This window comes from Pseudarthrobacter oxydans, assembly GCF_034258515.1.
GTDB lineage: Bacteria > Actinomycetota > Actinomycetes > Actinomycetales > Micrococcaceae > Arthrobacter.
This window is the reverse complement of the sequence record NZ_CP139438.1, coordinates 1,000,054-1,019,579: the sequence shown is the minus strand read 5'-3', so window position 1 is coordinate 1,019,579 and position 19,526 is coordinate 1,000,054. Positions and strand designations below refer to the sequence as shown.

Below are 19,526 nucleotides of genomic sequence, written 5' to 3'. Positions count from 1 at the left end.
CCCATGACTGCACTACAAACCCGGGCCCTTGCCGGACTGCCTGCATCCTTGGCCGTCCCCGCCTACGACCGGGCCTCTCTGACGGCGGGAATCGTCCACTTCGGCGTGGGCGGCTTCCACCGCGCCCACCAGGCCATGTACCTGGACCGGCTGATGAACGAGGGCAAGGCCCTCGACTGGGCCATCTGCGGCGTGGGGGTCCTGCCCGGTGATGCCCGCATGAAACAGGTCATGGACAGCCAGGACTGCCTCTACACCCTGGTGGTCAAGAACCCGGACGGGACCCGGGAAGGGCGGGTCATCGGCTCGATCATCGAGTACCTGTTCGCCCCTGACGATCCCGAGTCCGTCATCGAGAAGATGGCGTCCGGCGCCGTCCGGATCGTTTCACTCACAATCACCGAGGGCGGGTACAACTTCCACCACGTCACCGGCGAGTTCGACGCCGGCAACCCCGACGTGGTCCACGACCTCCAGCCGGGGGCAGCACCCCGGACGACCTTCGGCCTCATCACCGAAGCCCTGGCCCGCCGTCGTGCCCGCGGCCTGGTCCCCTTCACGGTGATGTCCTGCGACAACATCCAGGGCAACGGCGACGTGGCGCGGAAGATGTTCACTGCCTTCGCCGTGCTCAAGGACCCGGACCTCGGCGCCTGGATCACCGCGAACGTTCCCTTCCCCAACAGCATGGTGGACCGGATCACGCCCGTCACCGCCGACGCTGACCGCGCCGCCGTTTCGGCGGAGTTCGGCGTCGAGGATGCGTGGCCCGTGGTGTGCGAGCCGTTTGAGCAGTGGGTCCTCGAGGACACGTTCAGCCTTGGACGTCCCCCGTTTGAGGACGCCGGGGTCCAGCTCGTGGCGGATGTTGAACCGTACGAACTGATGAAACTCCGCCTCCTCAACGCCCGCCACCAGGGCATGTGCTACTTCGGCCACCTGGCCGGCTACCGCTACGCCCACGAAGCTGCCCAGGACCCGCTGTTCGCAAAGTTCCTGCTCGACTACATGGACAAGGAGGCCACCCCCACCCTGGAGCCGGTGCCCGGCGTGGACCTCGCCCACTACAAACACACCCTCATCGAACGCTTCACCAACGAACACGTCCGGGACACCCTTGCCCGCCTCTGTGCGGAAAGCTCGGACCGGATCCCCAAATGGCTGCTGCCGGTCATCCGCATCAACCTTGATCGGGGCGGGGAAATCCGCCGGTCCGCCGCCATCGTTGCCAGCTGGGCCCGCTATGCCGAAGGCGCCGACGAGCAGGGCAACCCGATTGACGTCGTCGACCGCCTCAGGGACAAGCTGATGGCCTCAGCCGCCCGGCAGCGGGAGGAACCGCTGGCCTTCATCTCGGACCGGGAGGTCTTCGGCGACCTGGCCGGCAACCAGGAATTCTTCGCCGCGTATACCCGGGCGCTGACAAGCCTCCACAACGCCGGTTCACGGGCCACGCTTGAAGCTTTGGCAGGCCAGTAGGGCAGGGGGCAAGCCTCGGTGGACCTGTTGTGCCGTCATCGAACTTCCTGAACGCGGCGGCCCGGGAAGGTCAGCCCGCAGCGTCCACAGGCTCCTGAACGTCCTGTACAACCTCATTCCGCCGCAGGAACCACGGCTTGAACGGCGGATCGAAGCGGGCAAACCGCGGCGGCCCCACCGGCGTCAGGCCGGCAAGGGTCAGTGCCGCCTGCAGGCCGCTGTTGCGCCGTTCGAACGCGGCGGCTGACCCGCTGCCGGAGAAGCGCAGCACTGCGGCAAGGGAACCGGGCACGGCCCGCACCGTCACGGCGGGGTCGGCGGGAACGGGCGCGGTTTCAGCTGTCACGCCGGCAGGAAGCACAAAAGCCACCACATACTCGGCAGGTCCACCCCTTCCTGCCAGGGAACCGGACTGAAGCACCGGGGCGGTCATAGCCAGCTTCTGCGGCGATCCGGGCTCCTGGATAACCGGGGCGGTCATGGCCAGCTTCCCGCGGGTTGAATTGCTCCCGCTGATGTAGTTGAACAAGCGCCGGAAGGCCATGTTTCCGGCACGGTCAAAGGTGGCGGCCACCTTGGTTTCGGCCACGACGTACCCGGGATAGCGGCGCAGTTCGAAGTGCGGATAGCGCCGGACCAGCTCGTAGGGTTGCCGTTCTGTCATGGTCCACCAGAGCCTACGCCAGCCCTGGCGGAAGCCGCCATACCCGGCGACGGCTTGCCGCCTCTTCCAAATGGGAGCATACTTATTAGCAGGACTAATTAGCATTGCTAAGCATTTTTAGGAGGCGCACCACGGACGTGACCACAGCCAAGAACGAGAGCATTACCGGGGAGACCAGCCCGGACACCCTGGCCATTGACCTCCGGACCGCCGTTATGCGCACCTCGCGGCGGCTCCGCGTCGAGGCAACCGGCGACGTCATCACGCCGGGCCAGTACACGGTGCTGGCATTACTCAACGGCAGCGGACCCAGCACCCTCCGCGAACTGGCCACCAGCGAGCACGTGCAGGCCCCGTCCATGACCCGGATCGTCAACGCCCTCGCCGAACTGGGCTTCGTCTCCAGGGCGGCAAACCCCGACGACGGCCGCCAGGTCCACATCGACATCACCGACGCCGGCCGGGCCGTCCTTGAAGAGGCCCGGAACCAGCGGACCGCGTGGCTCGCGCAACGCGTGGCCGGGCTGAGCGAGGAAGACCGGCTGGTCCTGAGCCGGGCCGCACGCATCATGCAGGAGATGAGCGGCAGATGAGCGCGATGTTCCGTGCGCTGGAAAACCGCAACTACCGGATCTGGGCGAGCGGCGCGCTGGTGTCCAACATCGGGACCTGGATGCAGCGGGTGGCGCAGGACTGGCTGGTCCTGACCGTCCTCACCGACTACTCCGGCGCCGCCGTCGGCATCACCACCGGCCTGCAGTTCCTCCCCATGCTGCTGCTCGGCCCGTACGGCGGAGTGCTGGCGGACCGCTACCGAAAGAGGGTGATCCTGCTGTGGACGCAGGTGGCCATGGGCCTGACCGGGCTGGTGCTCGGGCTCCTGGTGGTGACCGGCGCCGCGGAGCTGTGGCACGCCTATCTGGCCGCCCTGTGCCTGGGAATAGCCAGCGCCATCGATGCGCCGTCACGCCAGTCCTTCGTGTCAGAACTCGTGGGGCGGGACAACATTTCCAACGCCGTTGCACTGAACTCCGCGTCCTTCAACACAGCCCGGCTGACCGGCCCTGCCATTGCCGGGGTACTCATTGCCTGGGTGGGCACGGGACCGGTCTTCCTCCTGAACGCAGCCAGCTTCGCCGCCGTCATTGTTTCCCTCTTCCGGATCCGGACCGCAGAACTCGTGCCCGCCGCCCCGGCAACACGGAGCAGGCACCAGGTGGCGGAAGGCGTCCGCTACGTGCGCAACCGGCCGGACCTGGTGCTGATCATGGTCCTGGTGGGCATCCTGGGGGCATTCGGAATGAACTTTCCCATCATCAACGCACTGATGGCCACTACTGAGTTCGGCGCCGGCCCGGGCGAATTCGGGCTTCTTGGTTCCATCATGGCGGTGGGTACGCTGGGCGGCGCGCTGCTTGCGGCACGCCGGGCCGGGCCGCGGCTGCGGTTCCTGCTGGGCGGTGCGCTGGGGCTCGGCGCGTTTACCCTCCTGGGGAGTGTGTCGCCCTCGTTCTGGCTGTATGCGGCCGTCCTGGTCCCGATCGGGCTGGCGTCCATCACGTTCCTGAACAGCTGCAACACCAGCATCCAGCTCTCCGTGGAGCCCCGCTTCCGTGGGCGCGTGCTGGCACTCTACCTGGCGGTCCTGCAGGGCGGCACCGCCGTGGGCGCGCCCCTGATGGGCTGGATCGGCACGGAGTTCGGCGCGCGCTGGTCCGTGGCCGCCGGCGGTGTCATCGTGCTGCTGGCCGCGGCCTCCGGCGTGATCGTGGCCAGCCGGAGGAGCAGCCTGGGCGTGCGCGACCACCTGCGGATGGTGTTCCGGAGGAAGCGCCAGCACGCTGCATAGAACACGCTGTATAGAAATCGCACACGGGCCACGCAGTAACGGCACAGTAACGCCTGGAGCGTTTAATGCCGGTGTACGCAACTACCCTGCGAGGTTGGGCCCTCCCTGCCGGAGATCCCGGCACTCAACCCAAGGCTGGAAGTTCGGCATACAGAGACAGTGATGGTGCGAGATGCACTCCTACAGCCGCCGCCACCCTATCGCCTTTGTCTGGGCGCTGGTCCTGTCGCTGCTTCTGTCCGCCTGCATGTCGACAGAGGACAGGAGTGGCCCGGCAGCCAGCAGCGCCTCGTCCAGCGAAAGCAGGCAGGATGCATCGCCGTCGGATCGGCCCGCTGAAGAAACGGCCGGCGGCGGCGCCAGCCGGGGACCGGACGGATCCGGCGGTTCAGGCTCTGATAATTCAAGCTCTGATGCTTCAGGCTCCGGTCCTGACAGCGGGCAAAGCCTGCCGCAAGGCCAGGACCCGGCACCGGCTCAACAGCCGCCGCCCGTGCCACGCCAGCCGCAGGGGCCCGGTCCGGCGCAGCCACCCGGTCCACCCGCCCCTGCCCAGCCACCGGCACCCGCTCCGCAGGCTCCCGACCAGCCGCCCGCGCCGCCGCCCGGTCCGCCCGCCGCTGCCCAGCCGCCAGCCCCCGAGACCGTGGTGCTCGACTGGCTGCCGATAGGCCCGGTCGGCAGGGGGGATCCGATTTGGTATGTGCGCTTGAAGGACTTGAATTGTGAGTCGGTTCCCGGCTTCTCCGAACCCTTCAATACCGTGGAAGAGGCAGCACGGACGCTTTGCTTCGGCCTGAAGGGTGACCAGGCTGCCTGGGAGGCGGGCGTTCCTGCCCTGTCGACGTCCCCGCCTGACTGCTGGTCTGAAGCCGCGCAGCAGATCCTCAGCAATATCGCTGCCGTCCGGATACAAAAGCCGGATGCCATCATTGAGCTTGCCCCCCGCCCCGGGACCGCCTGCGTTCCGAAACTCAAAGCCGTGCAGGATGATGCGGGCGACAGCCAGCCCTTCCAGGTCTGCGCAGGGGACGTGCTCATCCTGGACGGAAGCGTCACCGGCCTCCCCGCCGGCACCGTCCGTTCAGTCAACGTTGGCACCACCACGGCACTGGTCAGCCAGCGCCAGAGCTTCACGGACACCAACTTCCCGTTTGAGTTCTACTTCCTGGCACCGCCACTGGCTGAAGGGCAACCCACCACCGCCGAAGTGAGTATTGCCGACGCCGACTGGCAGGTCCAGGGATCCGCTTCCTTCGAGTACGCCGCGGACCAGAGTACGTGCCCGGCGCCGGGCGCCGCACCGTGACGGAGGGCGACGGAGACGGGCGTTCCTCATGGTCCCGCGCCGTCGGAGTTATTTCCGCCATCGGCCCGCCGGTTACGGTTGCCACGGCGCTGCTGTTCTACTTCGGCTGGGCACGCGCCGATGCACAGGCGGCGTACATGGGCCTCAACGTCAGCCTCTTCGGGTACACAGTGCAGGACTACCTGCTCATCAGCATCAACGCGCTCTTCCTGCCGCTGGTCTGCATCCTTGCCGCCAGCGTTGCCTGGCTGGCGCTTGACCGCTTGCTGCGCCGCCGGATCGAGGAGGACCGCGGACGCGCCGTCATCCTCCGGGCCGCAGGCATCGGCGCCCTGGTCAGTGGGCTTGTGGTCGGAGTCAGCCTGGTGCTGGCGGTGGTTGATCGCACCCGGACGGCGCTCTTCTCGCCGTATCTGATGGCCCTGGGCGTACTGGTGGCCACCTGGTGCGTCCACCTCCGCCGCCTGGGCCGGAGCAGCCGGGTGCCGGCCCTGAGCGCCGAGCAGCGGGCGGTGGAAACCACGCTGATCCTGAGCATCGTGACGCTGCTGCTTTTCTGGGGCACGGCCGACTATGCGCAGGCGCTGGGCCGGCGGCTGGCCGTGGACTACGAGCAAGGCGTCCAGTTCATGCCCCGGGCGGAGGTGTATTCGCCCAAGCCGCTGGGCATCGGCTCCGGCGCGGTCACCGAAGTGAAGGTGGGCAACGGCGAAGCTCCGCTCTACCGGTACGACGGGCTCCGGCTGCTGGTGCTGAGCGGCGGACGTTTCTTCTTCCTGCACGACGGCTGGGCGCCGCGGGACGGAACGGTCATCGTCCTGCCGGACGACAACTCGGTCCGCATCGAATTCCGGAGATAGCCCCACCAACAAGCCCGCGGCCGCCCCTCAACAGGCAACACGGGGTCACTTTTGGCCTAATAACGGTCAATTATTCGGCTGGGAGTGACCCCGCGTTGCAGTAAACCGCAGAACCTAGCTCCGGGACGGGCCGCCCAGCACCACGTTGACGGGCTCCTTGCCCTCCAGCATCAGCCCGATCTGCTGCTTGATCAGCCGGACCATCCGCGGGAACATCGCCGAGCTGGCCCCGCCGACATGCGGGGTAATCAGCACGCCGGGAGAGGTCCAGAGGGGATGGTCAGCGGGCAGCGGCTCGGGGTCCGTCACGTCCAGCGCGGCACGCAAACGGCCCGAGGACGTCTCCGCCAGCAGCGCGTCCGTGTCCGCCACCGGTCCGCGGGCCACGTTCACCAGCAGCGCCCCGTCAGGCATTGCTGCCAGGAACTTTGCATCCACCAGCTGCTTTGTCTGCTCGCTGAGGGGCACGCTGACCACCACGATGTCGTGCAGGGGCAGCTGCTCATACAGTGAGTCGATCCCGAAGATCTTTCCGCCGGCGTCCTCGCGTTCACGGCTCGCCATCCGGGTCACCTGCGTTTCGAAGGGCAGGAGCCGGGCCTCGATGGCCTTGCCCACTCCCCCGTAGCCCACCAGCAGCACCCGGCGGTCAGCCAGGCTGGGCCGCTGCCTGTTGTCCCAGGTCCCGGTGGCCTGGTTCCGTGCAAAGTCGGCCATGCCGCGCTGGCTGGCAATCATCATGCCCAGGGCAAGTTCCGCCGTCGACGTTTCATGCACGCCTGCCGCGTTGGCGAAAAGGCAACCGGCGGGCAGGACGTCCGCCACGCCGTCGTACCCGATGGACTGGCTCTGGACCAGGCCGATCTCCACGGACTCCAGCGCAGCCAGCACCTCCGGCCCGCGCATGTACGGCGGCACCACGATGTCCAAACGCCCGGCGGGGGCAGGGCCGGAAAAGTCCCATACGAAGAATTCGACGCCGGAAGCCGGCTCCAGCGCCTCCACCAGTTTCTGGTCGGGCAGGGCAATCCGCAGCGGCGCGGTCATGCCGCCACCACGAGCTTGACGTTCGCCGCACGCAGCGCCGATTCGATTTCCCGCGGCGGGGGCGCGTCCGTCACCAGGACATCCGCGGCGTCGAAGGCCGCCAGCCGGGCCAGCGCGTACCGCAGCATCTTCTGGTGTGTTGCCACCACTACCACCTGTTCCGCAGAGTTCATGAGTGCGATCTTAGTGGCGCGTTCCACGTCACGCTCAATGTAAAACGCCTCGTCGTGGATTCCGCTGACGCCAATGAACGCGGTCCTGGCGCGCAGCCCGGCCGCAGCGCTGACGGTCATGGGGCCGTTGAACGCCTGGCTGTCCAGCAGCAGTTCCCCGCCGAGGCAGATGGTCCGTGCCGAGGTCAGCTGCAGGCACCGCTGGATGGCCGGGGCCGAGTGGGTAATGATTGTCCCCTTGAACGCGGCGGGCAGCTCCTGCGCAATCTGGTACGTGGTGGTGCCGGCGTCCAGGATGATCGCGTCCCGCTCCCCGATCATGGATACGCAGGCGCGGGCCACGCGAAGCTTGGCTTCGGCATCCTCACGGACCCGGGCAGCGAAGTCCGCGTTCTGGCCCTGCCCATGGATGGCGCTCACGCCGCCGTGCACCACCCGGACCAGGCCCAGTTTGGACAATACCCGCGTGTCCCGGCGCACCGTCATGTCCGAGACCGCGAAGGTCTCGGCCAGATCGGTGGTGGAAATGAACCCGCGCCGGCCCAGCTCGTCCAGGATGGTGCGCTGGCGGGGCGTCAGCGGCGCATCCCCACGTGCAATGCTCATAACCCCTTCTTTCTGACCATGCGCCGGACACCAGGCTCGGCGGAGTGTTGCAATTCCAACACCAACTTACCTAGTGTCGTACCCCGGCACCGGCATTCGTAAGCTCCACGGGGCGTCCTTCCGCGATTGAACGTTCGGCCGCAAGGCCCATCCGGACCGACTGCAGCCCGTCGGCAACCGTAACTTCCACCGGCCCCTCGCCGAGGATCGCCTTCCGGTACCCAAGGTGCTCGTAGTACGTGGAGCCGTGGTGCGCGCCCGCGGCCAGTACTGCCTCATCCACCGGGACCTCGTGCTTTTCAGGGCCCAGCGGCGAGCGCGGGCTGAACTCCACGGTGGCCTCCGCCTCGTCACCGGGGATCCAGTGGTTGGCTGCCACCGGGATGAGCGTCTCGATCTTGGCGGCATCCCCCACGATGGAGATCCGTTCCTGGAACTTGGACCCCTCGGCGAACATGGACAGCTCCAGCATGGCGCGGCGGCCGCCCTTGAAGTCCACGATCACGTAGGCATTATCGATCATGTCCGACACGCGGCCGTCGTAGACCTCGTCCATATGGTTCACGTCGTGGCCGCCGCTGGCGTAGACCCGGACCGGCTCATCCTGCAGGATCAGCCGCATCAAATCGAAGAAGTGGCAGCACTTCTCCACCAGGGTTCCGCCGGTCCGCTCCGCGAAGCGGTTCCAGGCATCCACCTTGTGCAGGAACGGGAAGCGGTGCTCCACGATGGAGAGCATGTAGATGTTGCCGAGCTTGCCGTTGTGCGCAGCCTGGATGACTTCCTGCACCGGCGGCATATAGCGGTATTCCATCGCGACCCACACGGGCGCCGGGTAGCCGGCGGCCAGCGCCTCGAGTTCATCGGCCTGCTCGGCGGTGGTGCACACAGGCTTCTCCACGAGCACGGGCAGGTTGGTTCCGCTGGCGAAGATGTCCTTCAGGATGCCCAGGTGCGTGTCGTTGGGGCTGGCGATCACGAGTGCATCCACCAGGCCGGAGGCCAGCAGTTCCTGGTGGGAGGGAAACGTCTCCACCCCGTACCCGATCTCCGCAACAGTCTCCTCCAGGGAGGACTGCTGGGGATCGGACACTGCGGTGATCCGGCTTCCGGGGATCAGGGCGAGGTTCCGGACGTGTTCGCGGGCCATGTGGCCTGCGCCGATGAGGCCGTATCGGATGGTCCGGACCGGTTCCGCAGAAGGCAATGACATGAGCTGCTCCGTTTCTCTACGTTGAGTTTTTGGGGGGACCGCGGCGTTGCATCCCAAACAGAACTATACAGAAAGTGTTGTTATTCCAACATAGCGTGTGTATATTTCTTCAGTACCAGCCGGAACTACAACGAGGTGGAACGTGCCCCAACCGTCAACTGGAACCCTGCTCTTCGTAGGGTGCGCCACACTTGACTCCATCGCTTTGGTGGAGGACTACCCTGCTGCGGACAGCCGCACCGTCGCCGCGGATTTCGCGACCGCGGGCGGCGGGCCGGCCGCCACCGCAGCCGTGGCAGCAGCCCGCGCCGGAGCTGCAACAGCCTTCGCCGGTGTCCTCGGCACCGACGAGGAAGGCGACCGCATCATCGCCGGCCTGCAGGCAGAAGGCGTTGACACCTCCGCCGTCATCCGCGACCCGGACGTCAAAACAGGGGCCAGCGTGATCGTGGTCAGCAAGGCTTCCGAAAGCCGGGCCATCGTCACCCGTCCGGTGCCGCCGGTCAGCTTTCCGGCCGGCAGCCGCTTCCATGAACTGCTGCAGTCGGCAGCCTGGGTCCACGTGGACCACCTGGGCTGGAACGCCGTCGCCTCCGCCACACGCGGGGACCTTGGCACCCTAAGGATCAGCGTGGATGCCGGCAACCCCATCCCGTCCTTCAATCCCAAGGGCGTCGCACTGTACGTCCCCACCATCGAACGGCTCCGCGCAGAGTACGGCGAGCAGCTTCCCGCCGCGGCGCTCCTTCAAAGAGCGGTCGACGACGGCGCCTCCGCCGTCGTGGCCACCGCCGGCTCGGAGGGGGCCTGGGTCAAGGACGGCAACGGCGACCCGGTCCACGTGCCCGCCACCCCGGCCAACATCGTCTCCACCCTGGGCGCCGGCGACGTCTACCACGGCGCCCTCCTGGCCGCCGTCGCCGCCGGGCTGCCGCTGGTGGAGGCCGCAGCCTTTGCCGGCCGCACCGCCTCCGCGTCCTGCCAGGGACTGGACGGCCGCTCCGCCATCCCCCACCAGACCATCACTCCTGTCCTCGCCACCAACCTGCCCGCCTAACCCACCGCCCAGCTGAAAGAAGCAGCCCATGAGCCCCACAGACCTCACACCCCTCCAGCGCCCGTCAGGCGCCTTCGCGATGCTCGCCGTGGACCAGCGCGAAGCCATGCGCAACATGTTCGCCGAGCACACGGACCAGCCCGTCACGGACCAGGACCTCCAGGACTTCAAGCTCCAGGCCGCCAAAATCCTCACCCCCTACGCCTCTGGCGTCCTGATCGACCGGCAGTTCGCCCTCGACCAGGCCATCGAGGACAACGTGGTGGACCCCGGCTGCGGGCTGATCGCCTCGGCGGACCACTTCGAATCCGCACACGGCGAACTGGTGGGCGAGGTAACCATTGACCGCCTGGTGGACCCGCACAAGTACAAGGCCCTGGGCGTGAAGGCCCTCAAGCTCCTGGTCCTCTACCGCCCGGACGAGCCCGCCGAAGGCCGGGTGGAAATGGTCCGCGAATTCGTGGAACGGTGCCAGTCCGCCGGCCTCATCAGCATTATCGAGCCCGTCTCCCGCAAGCCGCTGGCCGGCGGAGACTTTGACTGGAACGCCGGCATCCTCGCCGCCGCCAAGGAGCTTGGCAGCCTGGGCGCTGACCTGTACAAGGCCGAAGTCCCGTTCCACGGCCAGGCGTCCGAAGCAGAGGTCCGGGCCGCCTGCGCCGAGCTGACCAATGCCATCGACGGCCCCTGGGTGGTGCTCTCCTCCGGTGTCCCCGAGGACGTCTTCCCGGAGGCGGTCCGGTGGGCCTGCCTGGAAGGTGCCAGCGGCTTCCTCTCCGGACGCGCTGTCTGGGCGTCCTGCATCGGCGCGCCCGACGTCGTCGAATCCCTGTCCACTGACGCCGTCCGGCGGCTGCAGCGCCTCTGCGCCGTGGTGGACGACGTGGTCACCGCCCAAAGGGCCAACGCCTAAGCCCCCGGGGAGCCAAAGCGTCGTGACCGTGGCAACCCTTTCCGCAGTCAAGTAAACAAGGCACAGCAAACACTCAACGAGGAGATTATTGTGAGTCAGATTTCACGCAGGCAGGCCATCGCTGTTCTCGGAGCCCTGGGCTTCGGCGCCACGGCGGCAGCATGTGCCGGGCCCGGCGGTTCCACCGCACCCGGCGGCGCCACCGGCCCTGCCGCGCCCTCCACCGGAGCCGTCACCGGCAAGGTGTCCTTCGCCCACTGGCGCGGCGAGGACAAGGCGGTGTTCGACGAACTGATCAAGCGCTTCGCTGCCATGCACGAGGGCGTAGAGGTTGCCCAGGACATTTCCACGTCCAACGACTACAACGCCCAGGCCCTGCAGAAACTCCGCGGCGGCTCCATCGGTGACGCCTTTGCCACCTTCCGCGGCGCCCAGTTCAAGAACTTCACCGACGCCGGCATCTACACGGACCTGAAGGGCAGCAAGGCTGTCTCCAACTACCAGGAAGGCCTGCTCTCCGCCGGCCAGTCCGGGGAGAGCCAGCTGGGCCTGCCCTACCAGGTGGTGTTCCCCATGCCCATGGCCAACGTTGACCTGTTCGACAAGGCCGGCGCCGAGCTTGCCCCGAAGGACTGGGATTCCTTCCTGGCCATGTGCGACAAACTGGCCGCGGCCGGCGTCATTCCCATCTCCTGGCCGGGCGGCGATGTTGGAAACGGCGGCCAGCTGTTCAACAACATGATCGCCAACAACGCCCCCGTGGACGACATGTGCGCCCAGATCGAGCAGGGCAAGCTGAAGGTCACTGACGACTGGTTCATCAAGATGCTCAACCAGTACAAGGACCTGGTCCCCTACCTGCAGCCCAACGCCACGGGCACCGCCGTGGAGCCGGCCCAGAACCTGTTCTCGCAGGGGAAGGCCGCCATGCTGGCCACCGGCTCCTACCACATCGCCGCCGTCCGCGGCCTGGGCGCCCAGTTCCCCATCGAGCTGGTGTTCCCCAACACCTCGGACGGCAACAGCAAGTACGAGGGCGTCTACAACGCCACGTTCATCCTGGGCGTGAACTCTGCGAGCAAGAACCAGGCCGCGGCGGCCGCGTGGATCGATTTCCTCTCCGAGCCGGAGAACGCCGGCTACTACGCCAACAAGACCGCCCAGCACGTGTCCGTGAACAATGTGGACTACACCAACCCGGACCTTAAGCGGCTGAGCCCGTGGCTGGACAGGATGACGGCGCTGGCGGCGCGTTTCCAGTTCCAGAACCTCGACGTCCGCAACGCCGTGGAAGCCAGCGCCACCGCCGTCATCTCCGGCACCAGCCCGGAGCAGGCAGCGGAGGCCGCCCAGAAGATTGTTGATGAACGGCTATGAGCATCCATCCCGGGACGGCGCCCACACGGAAGGCGCCGGACAAACACACCGAAACTGACGCCTCGAAGAAGCGCCGCCGCTCGCCCACGCGGGTGAATCCGGCACTGTACCTGTTCCCGCTTCCCGCGGTGGCCGTCATCGCCTTCTTCCTGGTGATGCCAACGCTGCAGGCCTTCCAGTACGCCATCACGGACTGGAACGGCTTCTCGGCAGCGTTCAACTACGTGGGCCTGGACAACTTCATCCGGGCTTTCACCAAGGACTCGCTGTTCACCAACGCGCTGACGAACAACCTCAAGTTCGTGCTGCTGGTGGTGATCGCGCAGACGCTGTTCTCGCTGATCCTGGCGCTGCTGCTGACGAAGAACTCCCGGGGAAGCGTCCTGCTCCGCGCGCTGTTCTTCTTCCCCACCATCCTGTCCTCGGTCTCGGTGGCCTTCATCTGGAAGTTCATCTACGACCCCAACTTCGGCCTGGCCAACTCGGTCCTGGGCGGCGTGGGCCTGGAATCACTCCAGAGCTCCTACCTCGGCAACGACGCCCAGGCCCTGTACTGGGTGGCCGTGACGCAGGTGTGGTTCCACGCCGGGCAGATGATGGTGGTGTACATCGCCGGCCTGCAGGCCATTCCGCGGGAACTTTACGAGGCGGCCGAGATGGACGGTGCCAACAAGTGGCAGCAGTTCAAGTCCATCACCTGGCCGTTCGTGGCACCGGCAACGTCCATTGTGGTGGCCTACACCACGGTGCAGTCGTTCAAGGCCTTCGACCTGATCCTCGGCATCGCGGGCAACCCGCCCAAGCAGTCCCTGGACATCCTCTCCACGCGCATCTACAGCACCTTTGCCAACTCGGAGTTCGGCTACGCCGCTGCCCAGTCGATCATCTTCATGGCGATGATCGCCCTGGTCACCTGGCTGCAGCGCCGCCTGCTCCGCCTCACCCCGAAGGGGGAATGACAGCATGCTCGCGTCAATAACCCGCCGCGGAATCCTCGCGATCTACGCGGTCATCATCATCGTTCCGCTGACCGTGGTGGGGTTCGGCAGCTTCAAGTCCACCCAGGAACTGTTCGCCGGGCCGTTCAGCCTGCCGCAGTCCCTCTCCCCCGCCAACTACGCGGAAGTGATCGGCGGCCAGGATCTCGGGTCCTCGTTCTGGAACAGCGTGATTGTCACCGCCATCTCCGTTCCGCTCACCCTGTTCCTTGCCAGCCTGGCCGGCTACGCCGTCTCCCGGCTCCGCGGCTTCATGTCCTGGGCCATCTTCGGCTTCCTTGTCCTGGGCATGGCCATCCCCGCCCAGGCGAACATGGTGCCGCTGTACGTGCTGTTCGGGCGGCTGGGTCTCCTGGACAGCCTGGCCGGCCTGGTGGTGGCGAACCTGGTGTCCACCCTGCCCATTGCCGTCTTCATCCTGGGCGGGTTCATGCGGACCCTGCCCAAGGAACTCTATGAGGCTTCCTCGATCGACGGCACGGGCCCCTGGCGGACCTACGTTTCGATCGCCCTGCCGCTGTCCGCCCCGTCCATCGCCGCGGCCGCCATCTTCCTGTTCGTGATCCACTGGAACGAACTGCTGTACCCGCTGCTGTTCATCCAGTCCCCCGGCAACCGCACCCTGCCGCTGGCACTGCTCAGCTTCCAGGGCGAGTTCCAGACCAACTACCCGCTGCTGTTCGCCGGCGTCATCATGGCCTCCCTTCCCGTGGTGGTGGCCTACGTCTTCCTGCAGCGCTACTTCGTGGCCGGCATCACCGCAGGCGCCAGCAAGGGATGAGCGTCACGACGACGGCGGCCAGCCGCGCCCGCCCCGCCGCACTGGACCCCTTCCAGCCCAATGAAAGGCATCATTCGTGAACCTCAAGTCAGCCCAACACCTCGTCAACGGCACCTGGCACACCGCCGGAACCGCCAAGGACGTGACTGACCCCGGCAACGGCAGCACCGTGGGCGAGGTGGCCTGGGGCACCGGCAAGGATGCCACCAAGGCCGCCGACGCCGCGGCGGAGGCCTTCAGTTCCTGGTCGCGCACCACCGTCCGGAACCGGGCGGACCTGCTCCGCAACGCCGCCGACCTCCTGGCCGAACGCCGCGACGAACTTGCCCACACCCTGGCGCTTGAAGCGGGCAAACGGCTCCCTGAAGCGCAAGGCGAAGTGGACTTCTCCGTGGAGTACTTCCGCTGGTTCGCCGAGGAAGCGCGCCGCGCCACCGGCACCGTCAGCCCGCCCGAACTGCAGGGCCGCCGCCACCTGAGCCTCCGCAAACCCATCGGCGTGGCCCTCAGCCTCACGCCCTGGAACTTCCCGGTCTCCATCCAGGCCCGGAAGCTCGCCGCGATGCTGGCTGCCGGCTGCACCGTGGTGGGCAGGGTGTCCGAGAAGGCCCCGCTGGCTGCCACCGGGCTGTTCGAAGTCCTGCACGACGCCGGGTTCCCCGCCGGCGTGGTCAACCTGGTCCACGGCCCCTCCCGCGAGGTCACCGCTGCCCTGATGTCCCACCCCGCGGTCAGGGCAGTCAGCTTCACCGGCTCCACGGGCGTGGGCCGGCAGATCATGGCCTCCGCATCGGAACGGGTGGTCCGGCCGCTGCTGGAGCTGGGCGGCAACGCGCCCTTCATCGTGTTCGAGGACGCCGACCTGGATGCCGCCGTCGAGGGTGCCGTCCTGGGCCGGCTCCGCAACACCGGGCAGTCCTGCGTGGCCGCCAACCGGTTCCTGGTCCAGGAGAGCATCGCCGAGGAGTTCGCCGCCAGGCTGGCCGCGCGCTTTGACGCGATGAGCATCGGCCACGGCGTTCCCGACGGCGGCGGCCAGGTTCCGGACCTCGGTCCCATGATCGACGCCGACCGGGTCACCGCGGTCCAGGCCTTGATCGACGATGCCCTGGAGCGCGGCGCCCGACGCGTCACCCAACGCACCGATGTTCCCGGCCAGGGCTCCTTCCTGGCACCCACCCTGCTGGCGGATGTCCCGGACGACGCGCCCCTGGTGACGGAGGAAGTGTTCGGCCCGGCAGCCGGCGTCGTAACCTTCTCCTCGGAGGAGGAAGCCATCAGGAAAGCCAACGCTACGGAGATGGGCCTGGCCGCCTACGTTTGGAGCAGCAGCCCCAGGCGCGGCTGGGACATTCCGGAGCAGCTCGAGGCGGGCATCGTGGGCGTGAACGATCCACTCCCGTCCGTGGCCTTCGCGCCCATGGGCGGCGCCAAGCAGTCAGGGCTGGGCCGGGAAGGATCAAGCCTGGGCCTGGAGGAATTCGAGGAGGTCCAGTACGTGGCCTGGAGGCCCTAGGTGCTGACCACCGGGCTGGTGCTGGGCGCCGTGGTGATGGGAGCCGGGATGCAGCGCATCACCGGAATGGGCTTCGCCCTGGTGGCTGCACCCTTCCTGGTCCTGCTCCTGGGCCCGGTGGAAGGCGTGGTGCTCGTGAACATGTGCGGTGCCGTGACCGCGGGGGCCATCATCTTCCGCGTGGTGCGGGACATTGACTGGAAACGGTACGTTCTGCTCACGGCCTCGGCCCTGCTCGGGATCATCCCCGCGGCCTTCCTGATCCGCCTCGTTCCACCGGCGGTGCTGGAGATCGGCATCGGGGTGATCCTCGCCGTCGGACTGACTGTCCTGCTGGCCCTCAAGTCCGTCACCCTTCCGGCACGGCGGCGCTACCTCTTCACGGCCGGCGGCCTGAGCGGGTTCATGAACACAGCCGCCGGCGTGGGTGGACCGGCGGTCAGCATGTACTCCATCGCCACCCGGTGGCAGCACAAGTCCTTCGCAGCCACCATGCAGCCGTACTTCTTCACCATTGGGACGTTCTCGCTGATCTCCAAGGCACTGACCGCGCCGGCCACATTTCCCGCGCTTCCGTGGGGCATGTGGGTGGCCGTGGGTGTGGCCTGCCTGGGTGGGCTGGTGCTGGGCGACATCGCTTCGAAGTATGTCCCCGCCCGCGCCGCGCAGATACTCCTGATCATCCTGGCCTACCTGGGGGCGGCCGCCACCATCATCCGAGGCGTCCTCGACGCCGTCGGGTAACCCCAACAACTTCGCTTGCACCCGTAACAGAGAGAGGAAACAACATGACGTGGCTGAACAGTGCCGCCCACGCACGCTGGCTCGAGGCGGAAACCGACCGGCTGATCAATTTCGCCGCGGCCTCAAAGGTCCCGACAGGATTCGGCTGGCTCGACAACTACGGCAAGGTGTTCGCCGACAAGCCGACCCATCTCTGGATTACCGCCCGGATGGTCCACAGTTTTTCCGTCGCCGCCCTCATGGGACGGCCGGGTGCCGCAACACTCGTGGACCACGGGATCGCGGCACTCAACGGGGCACTGCACGATGATGAGTTCGGCGGCTGGTACGCCGAGGTCAACGAAAACGGACCGGTAAACGATACGAAGTCCGGCTACCAGCATTCGTTCGTGCTCCTCGCCGCTGCCAGTGCCGTCGCCGCAGGGCGGCCCGGTGCGCGCGAACTGCTCGACGAGGCGCTCCGGATCGCCGACACGAAATTCTGGGACCACCAGGCCAACATGTGCTTCGACTCGTGGAACCGGGAATTCACCGAAACCGAGGCATACCGGGGCGGAAACGCCAGCATGCATTCGGTCGAGGCCTACCTGATCGTCGCTGACGTGACCGGGGAGAACCGCTGGCTTGAGCGGGCCCTTCACATCGCCGAGGTACTCATCCACAAGTTCGCGCGCAACAACAATTACCGGGTGTTCGAACACTTCGACCCGGAGTGGAACCCCATGCCGGAGTACAACACCGATGACCGGGCCAGCCAGTTCCGCGCCTACGGCGGAACGCCGGGCCACTGGGTTGAGTGGGCGCGCCTGCTCCTCCACCTCCGCGCCGGACTCGAAGCCCGCGGCCTGGACGTTCCGGCCTGGCTCCTGGAAGACGCCCGGGGCCTGTTCGACGCAGCCATCCGTGACGCGTGGGAGCCGGACGGCCACCCGGGATTTGTCTACACCGTGGACTGGGAGGGCAAGCCCGTTGTCACCACCCGCATCCGGTGGGTGCCGGCAGAGGCCATCGGGGGCGCGGCCGCCCTCTACATCGCCACGGGCGAGAAGAAGTATGCGGACTGGTACGAGCGGATCTGGGACCACGCCCGCGACTGGTTCATCGACTACGAGCACGGGTCCTGGAAGCAGGAGCTCGACGAGAACGGCAATGTCACCTCCACCGTATGGTCCGGCAAGGCGGACATCTATCACCTGTGGCACTGCCTGGTGGTCCCGCGCCTTCCGCTGGCACCCGGTCTGGCTCCGGCAGTTGCGGCGGGCCTGCTGGACGCACGCATCACCGGGACCAGCCAGGACAAGGACCCTGCAGGCCGCTGATTCCTGCGGATGCAGGTGCAGGGCCCCTGCACCTGCCAGGGCGGCAGGTCCGTCCGGCCGGGGTCCCGCACGGACACTGACCTGGGCACCCGGTAGCCGGCTCCGGCGGAAAGCGGATTGCGTCCGGGGACACGCTCCGACGCGCCGGAAACGGCATGGAGCAGGGGCCGCGATCCTGTAAATTTAAGGGAGGAACTGCCCGGCCAGCGAGCCGCGTTCCAACCCTCCCCCTTGAATGGATCCTTCCCTCATGTCCTCCGCCATTCCCGCGCCGGAACCTGCCCGTTTCCCGTACGCCGCGATGGTGGTTTTGGCCACCATCGCCTTCACCGCCATCACCACCGAGCTCCTGCCGTCCGGGCTGCTGCCGCAGATCAGCAGCGGCCTGAACGTGTCCGAGCCGGTTGCGGGCTACCTGGCCGCGGCCTATGCCGCTGTCATTGTGGTCACGGTGGTCCCGGCTGCCCGGCTGCTGGGGAAGATTCCCCGCCATGCGCTGCTGGTGGGGCTCGTCCTGACGTTCGCGCTCAGCAATGCGATGGTGGGACTCGCGCCGGACTTCACCGCCGCCATGATCGCCCGGCTGGTGGGGGGCCTGGCGCACGGCCTGCTCTGGACCACCATGGCCCCGTTCGTCACCAGGGTGGTTCCGGCAGACAAGGTGGGCAAGGCCCTGGCCATTGTCTTCAGCGGCAACAGCCTGGGCCTGGCTATCGGCGCGCCCGTGGGCACGGCGCTGGGCGGGTTCCTCGGCTGGCGCTCGGCGTTCCTGGTGCTGGCAGGGTTCGGGCTGGTCCTGACGGTGCTGGCGTTCTTCCTGCTGCCGCGGGTCCAGCGTATTTCCGACGCCGTCCGTCCCTCACTGCGCAAGGCCATCGCCCAGCCCGGAGTCAAGTCGGTGGCCATCGCCTGGCCGCTGCTGGTCCTGGCCCATTTCGCGCTGTTCACCTACATCGCGCCGTACATCCGCGAGGCAGGCTTCCCCGACTACGCCATCAGCCTCTCGCTCACCGTCCTGGGCGGCTCCGGGCTGCTGGGCATCTGGATCGCGGGCCTCACCGTGGATTCCCGGCCCCGGCGTTCCCTGCTCATGACGACGGCGGTGATCGCCCTTTCCATGTTCTTCCTCCCTCTCGCGGTGGGCAACTTCCCCGTCGCCCTGGTCCTCATGACGGTCTGGGGTGCGGGACTCGGCGCGATCGGCATCTACAACCAGTCCGCCATCCTGCGGGCCGGAGGCGAGTTCCAGGAAGCCGCGAACGGCCTCACTGTGCTGACCATCCAGCTGGGCATCACGGTGGGCGCCCTGTACGGCTCGGCGGCACTGGTGGTGGGCGGACCGCTGCTGGTTCCCGTCGCCGCGGCGCTGCCGGTGGTGGCGGCGTGGATCATCGCCCTTGCAGGGAAGACGCACGCGTATCCGCCCGGACCGCGGGAGCGGGTGTGGCTGGAGCCCCGCCCCGTCCGTTCGGAGGAGGTTCCCGTGGCGGAAACCAGTGCACCGCCGTCGCGCCCCCGTCCCTAACCCCCATCGATTGCTCCGTACCGGCCGTTTTCACCGCTCATAACGACATTTGCGGAGCAATCGATGGCGGGTGGACCCAGCGCGCCGGCCCGGCGT

The 19,526-nt window shown here is 67.3% G+C and carries 18 protein-coding genes; 14 read left to right on the top strand and 4 right to left on the bottom strand.

Annotation, left to right across the window (positions count from 1 at the left end):
• Positions 1-3: 3 nt before the first annotated feature.
• Positions 4-1,479, top strand: coding sequence for a mannitol dehydrogenase family protein (locus SMD14_RS04685; RefSeq protein WP_321215489.1), 1,476 nt, complete (start codon positions 4-6; stop codon positions 1,477-1,479).
• A gap of 70 nt (positions 1,480-1,549) precedes the next feature.
• On the opposite strand, the gene SMD14_RS04680 is transcribed toward SMD14_RS04685, so the two are convergent.
• A complete protein-coding gene (locus tag SMD14_RS04680) occupies positions 1,550-2,143 on the bottom strand; it encodes a heme-binding protein (protein WP_321215488.1) in 594 nt (197 codons plus the stop codon).
• 215 nt (positions 2,144-2,358) lie between these two features.
• Here SMD14_RS04680 and SMD14_RS04675 point away from each other — a divergent pair, with 215 nt between their 5' ends.
• The 4 genes from SMD14_RS04675 (at position 2,359) to SMD14_RS04660 (ending at position 6,161) form a co-directional block, all read left to right on the top strand.
• Complete coding sequence (locus SMD14_RS04675) at positions 2,359-2,736, top strand: MarR family transcriptional regulator (RefSeq protein WP_321216220.1); 378 nt, start codon at positions 2,359-2,361, stop codon at positions 2,734-2,736.
• Positions 2,733-3,992, top strand: coding sequence for an MFS transporter (locus SMD14_RS04670; protein ID WP_321215487.1), 1,260 nt, complete (start codon positions 2,733-2,735; stop codon positions 3,990-3,992). Before SMD14_RS04675 ends, SMD14_RS04670 begins: the two co-directional genes overlap by 4 nt.
• A 709-nt stretch (positions 3,993-4,701) precedes the next feature.
• Positions 4,702-5,301: a hypothetical protein gene (locus tag SMD14_RS04665; protein WP_321215486.1), complete on the top strand. Its 600-nt coding sequence runs from the start codon at positions 4,702-4,704 to the stop codon at positions 5,299-5,301.
• On the top strand, positions 5,298-6,161 hold the full coding sequence (locus SMD14_RS04660) for a hypothetical protein (RefSeq protein WP_321215485.1): 864 nt from the start codon (positions 5,298-5,300) through the stop codon (positions 6,159-6,161). The genes SMD14_RS04665 and SMD14_RS04660 overlap by 4 nt, the downstream gene beginning before the upstream one ends.
• 114 nt (positions 6,162-6,275) lie before the next feature.
• On the opposite strand, the gene SMD14_RS04655 is transcribed toward SMD14_RS04660, so the two are convergent.
• The 3 genes from SMD14_RS04655 to SMD14_RS04645 form a co-directional block, all read right to left on the bottom strand.
• The gene (locus tag SMD14_RS04655; RefSeq protein ID WP_321215484.1) at positions 6,276-7,208 is read right to left on the bottom strand and encodes a 2-hydroxyacid dehydrogenase; all 933 of its coding nucleotides are present in this window, start codon (positions 7,206-7,208) and stop codon (positions 6,276-6,278) included.
• Positions 7,205-7,987 carry a DeoR/GlpR family DNA-binding transcription regulator gene (locus SMD14_RS04650; RefSeq protein WP_157238954.1) on the bottom strand — a complete coding sequence of 261 codons (783 nt, stop codon included), beginning with the start codon at positions 7,985-7,987 and terminating at the stop codon, positions 7,205-7,207. Before SMD14_RS04650 ends, SMD14_RS04655 begins: the two co-directional genes overlap by 4 nt.
• 70 nt (positions 7,988-8,057) lie before the next feature.
• Positions 8,058-9,200: a Gfo/Idh/MocA family oxidoreductase gene (locus tag SMD14_RS04645; protein WP_321215483.1), complete on the bottom strand. Its 1,143-nt coding sequence runs from the start codon at positions 9,198-9,200 to the stop codon at positions 8,058-8,060.
• Positions 9,201-9,342: 142 nt separating this feature from the next.
• Between SMD14_RS04645 and SMD14_RS04640 the strand changes: the two genes are divergently transcribed.
• The 9 genes from SMD14_RS04640 (at position 9,343) to SMD14_RS04600 (ending at position 19,430) form a co-directional block, all read left to right on the top strand.
• A complete protein-coding gene (locus tag SMD14_RS04640; protein ID WP_321215482.1) occupies positions 9,343-10,257 on the top strand; it encodes a PfkB family carbohydrate kinase in 915 nt (304 codons plus the stop codon).
• Positions 10,258-10,285: 28 nt separating this feature from the next.
• Positions 10,286-11,170 (top strand): aldolase, encoded by an 885-nt coding sequence (locus SMD14_RS04635; RefSeq protein ID WP_321215481.1) that lies wholly within the window; start codon positions 10,286-10,288, stop codon positions 11,168-11,170.
• Between the two features lie 90 nt (positions 11,171-11,260).
• Positions 11,261-12,547 (top strand): extracellular solute-binding protein, encoded by a 1,287-nt coding sequence (locus SMD14_RS04630; RefSeq protein ID WP_321215480.1) that lies wholly within the window; start codon positions 11,261-11,263, stop codon positions 12,545-12,547.
• On the top strand, positions 12,544-13,506 hold the full coding sequence (locus SMD14_RS04625; RefSeq protein ID WP_157238957.1) for a carbohydrate ABC transporter permease: 963 nt from the start codon (positions 12,544-12,546) through the stop codon (positions 13,504-13,506). Before SMD14_RS04630 ends, SMD14_RS04625 begins: the two co-directional genes overlap by 4 nt.
• Positions 13,507-13,510: 4 nt before the next feature.
• Positions 13,511-14,326 (top strand): carbohydrate ABC transporter permease, encoded by an 816-nt coding sequence (locus SMD14_RS04620; protein ID WP_157238958.1) that lies wholly within the window; start codon positions 13,511-13,513, stop codon positions 14,324-14,326.
• Between the two features lie 76 nt (positions 14,327-14,402).
• Positions 14,403-15,842: an NAD-dependent succinate-semialdehyde dehydrogenase gene (locus tag SMD14_RS04615; RefSeq protein ID WP_321215479.1), complete on the top strand. Its 1,440-nt coding sequence runs from the start codon at positions 14,403-14,405 to the stop codon at positions 15,840-15,842.
• Complete coding sequence (locus SMD14_RS04610) at positions 15,843-16,586, top strand: sulfite exporter TauE/SafE family protein (RefSeq protein ID WP_321215478.1); 744 nt, start codon at positions 15,843-15,845, stop codon at positions 16,584-16,586.
• A 44-nt stretch (positions 16,587-16,630) separates the two neighbouring features.
• Entirely contained in the window at positions 16,631-17,905 is a 1,275-nt protein-coding gene (locus SMD14_RS04605; protein ID WP_321215477.1) for an AGE family epimerase/isomerase, read from the top strand.
• 250 nt (positions 17,906-18,155) lie between these two features.
• Positions 18,156-19,430: an MFS transporter gene (locus SMD14_RS04600; protein WP_321215476.1), complete on the top strand. Its 1,275-nt coding sequence runs from the start codon at positions 18,156-18,158 to the stop codon at positions 19,428-19,430.
• Positions 19,431-19,526: the final 96 nt, after the last annotated feature.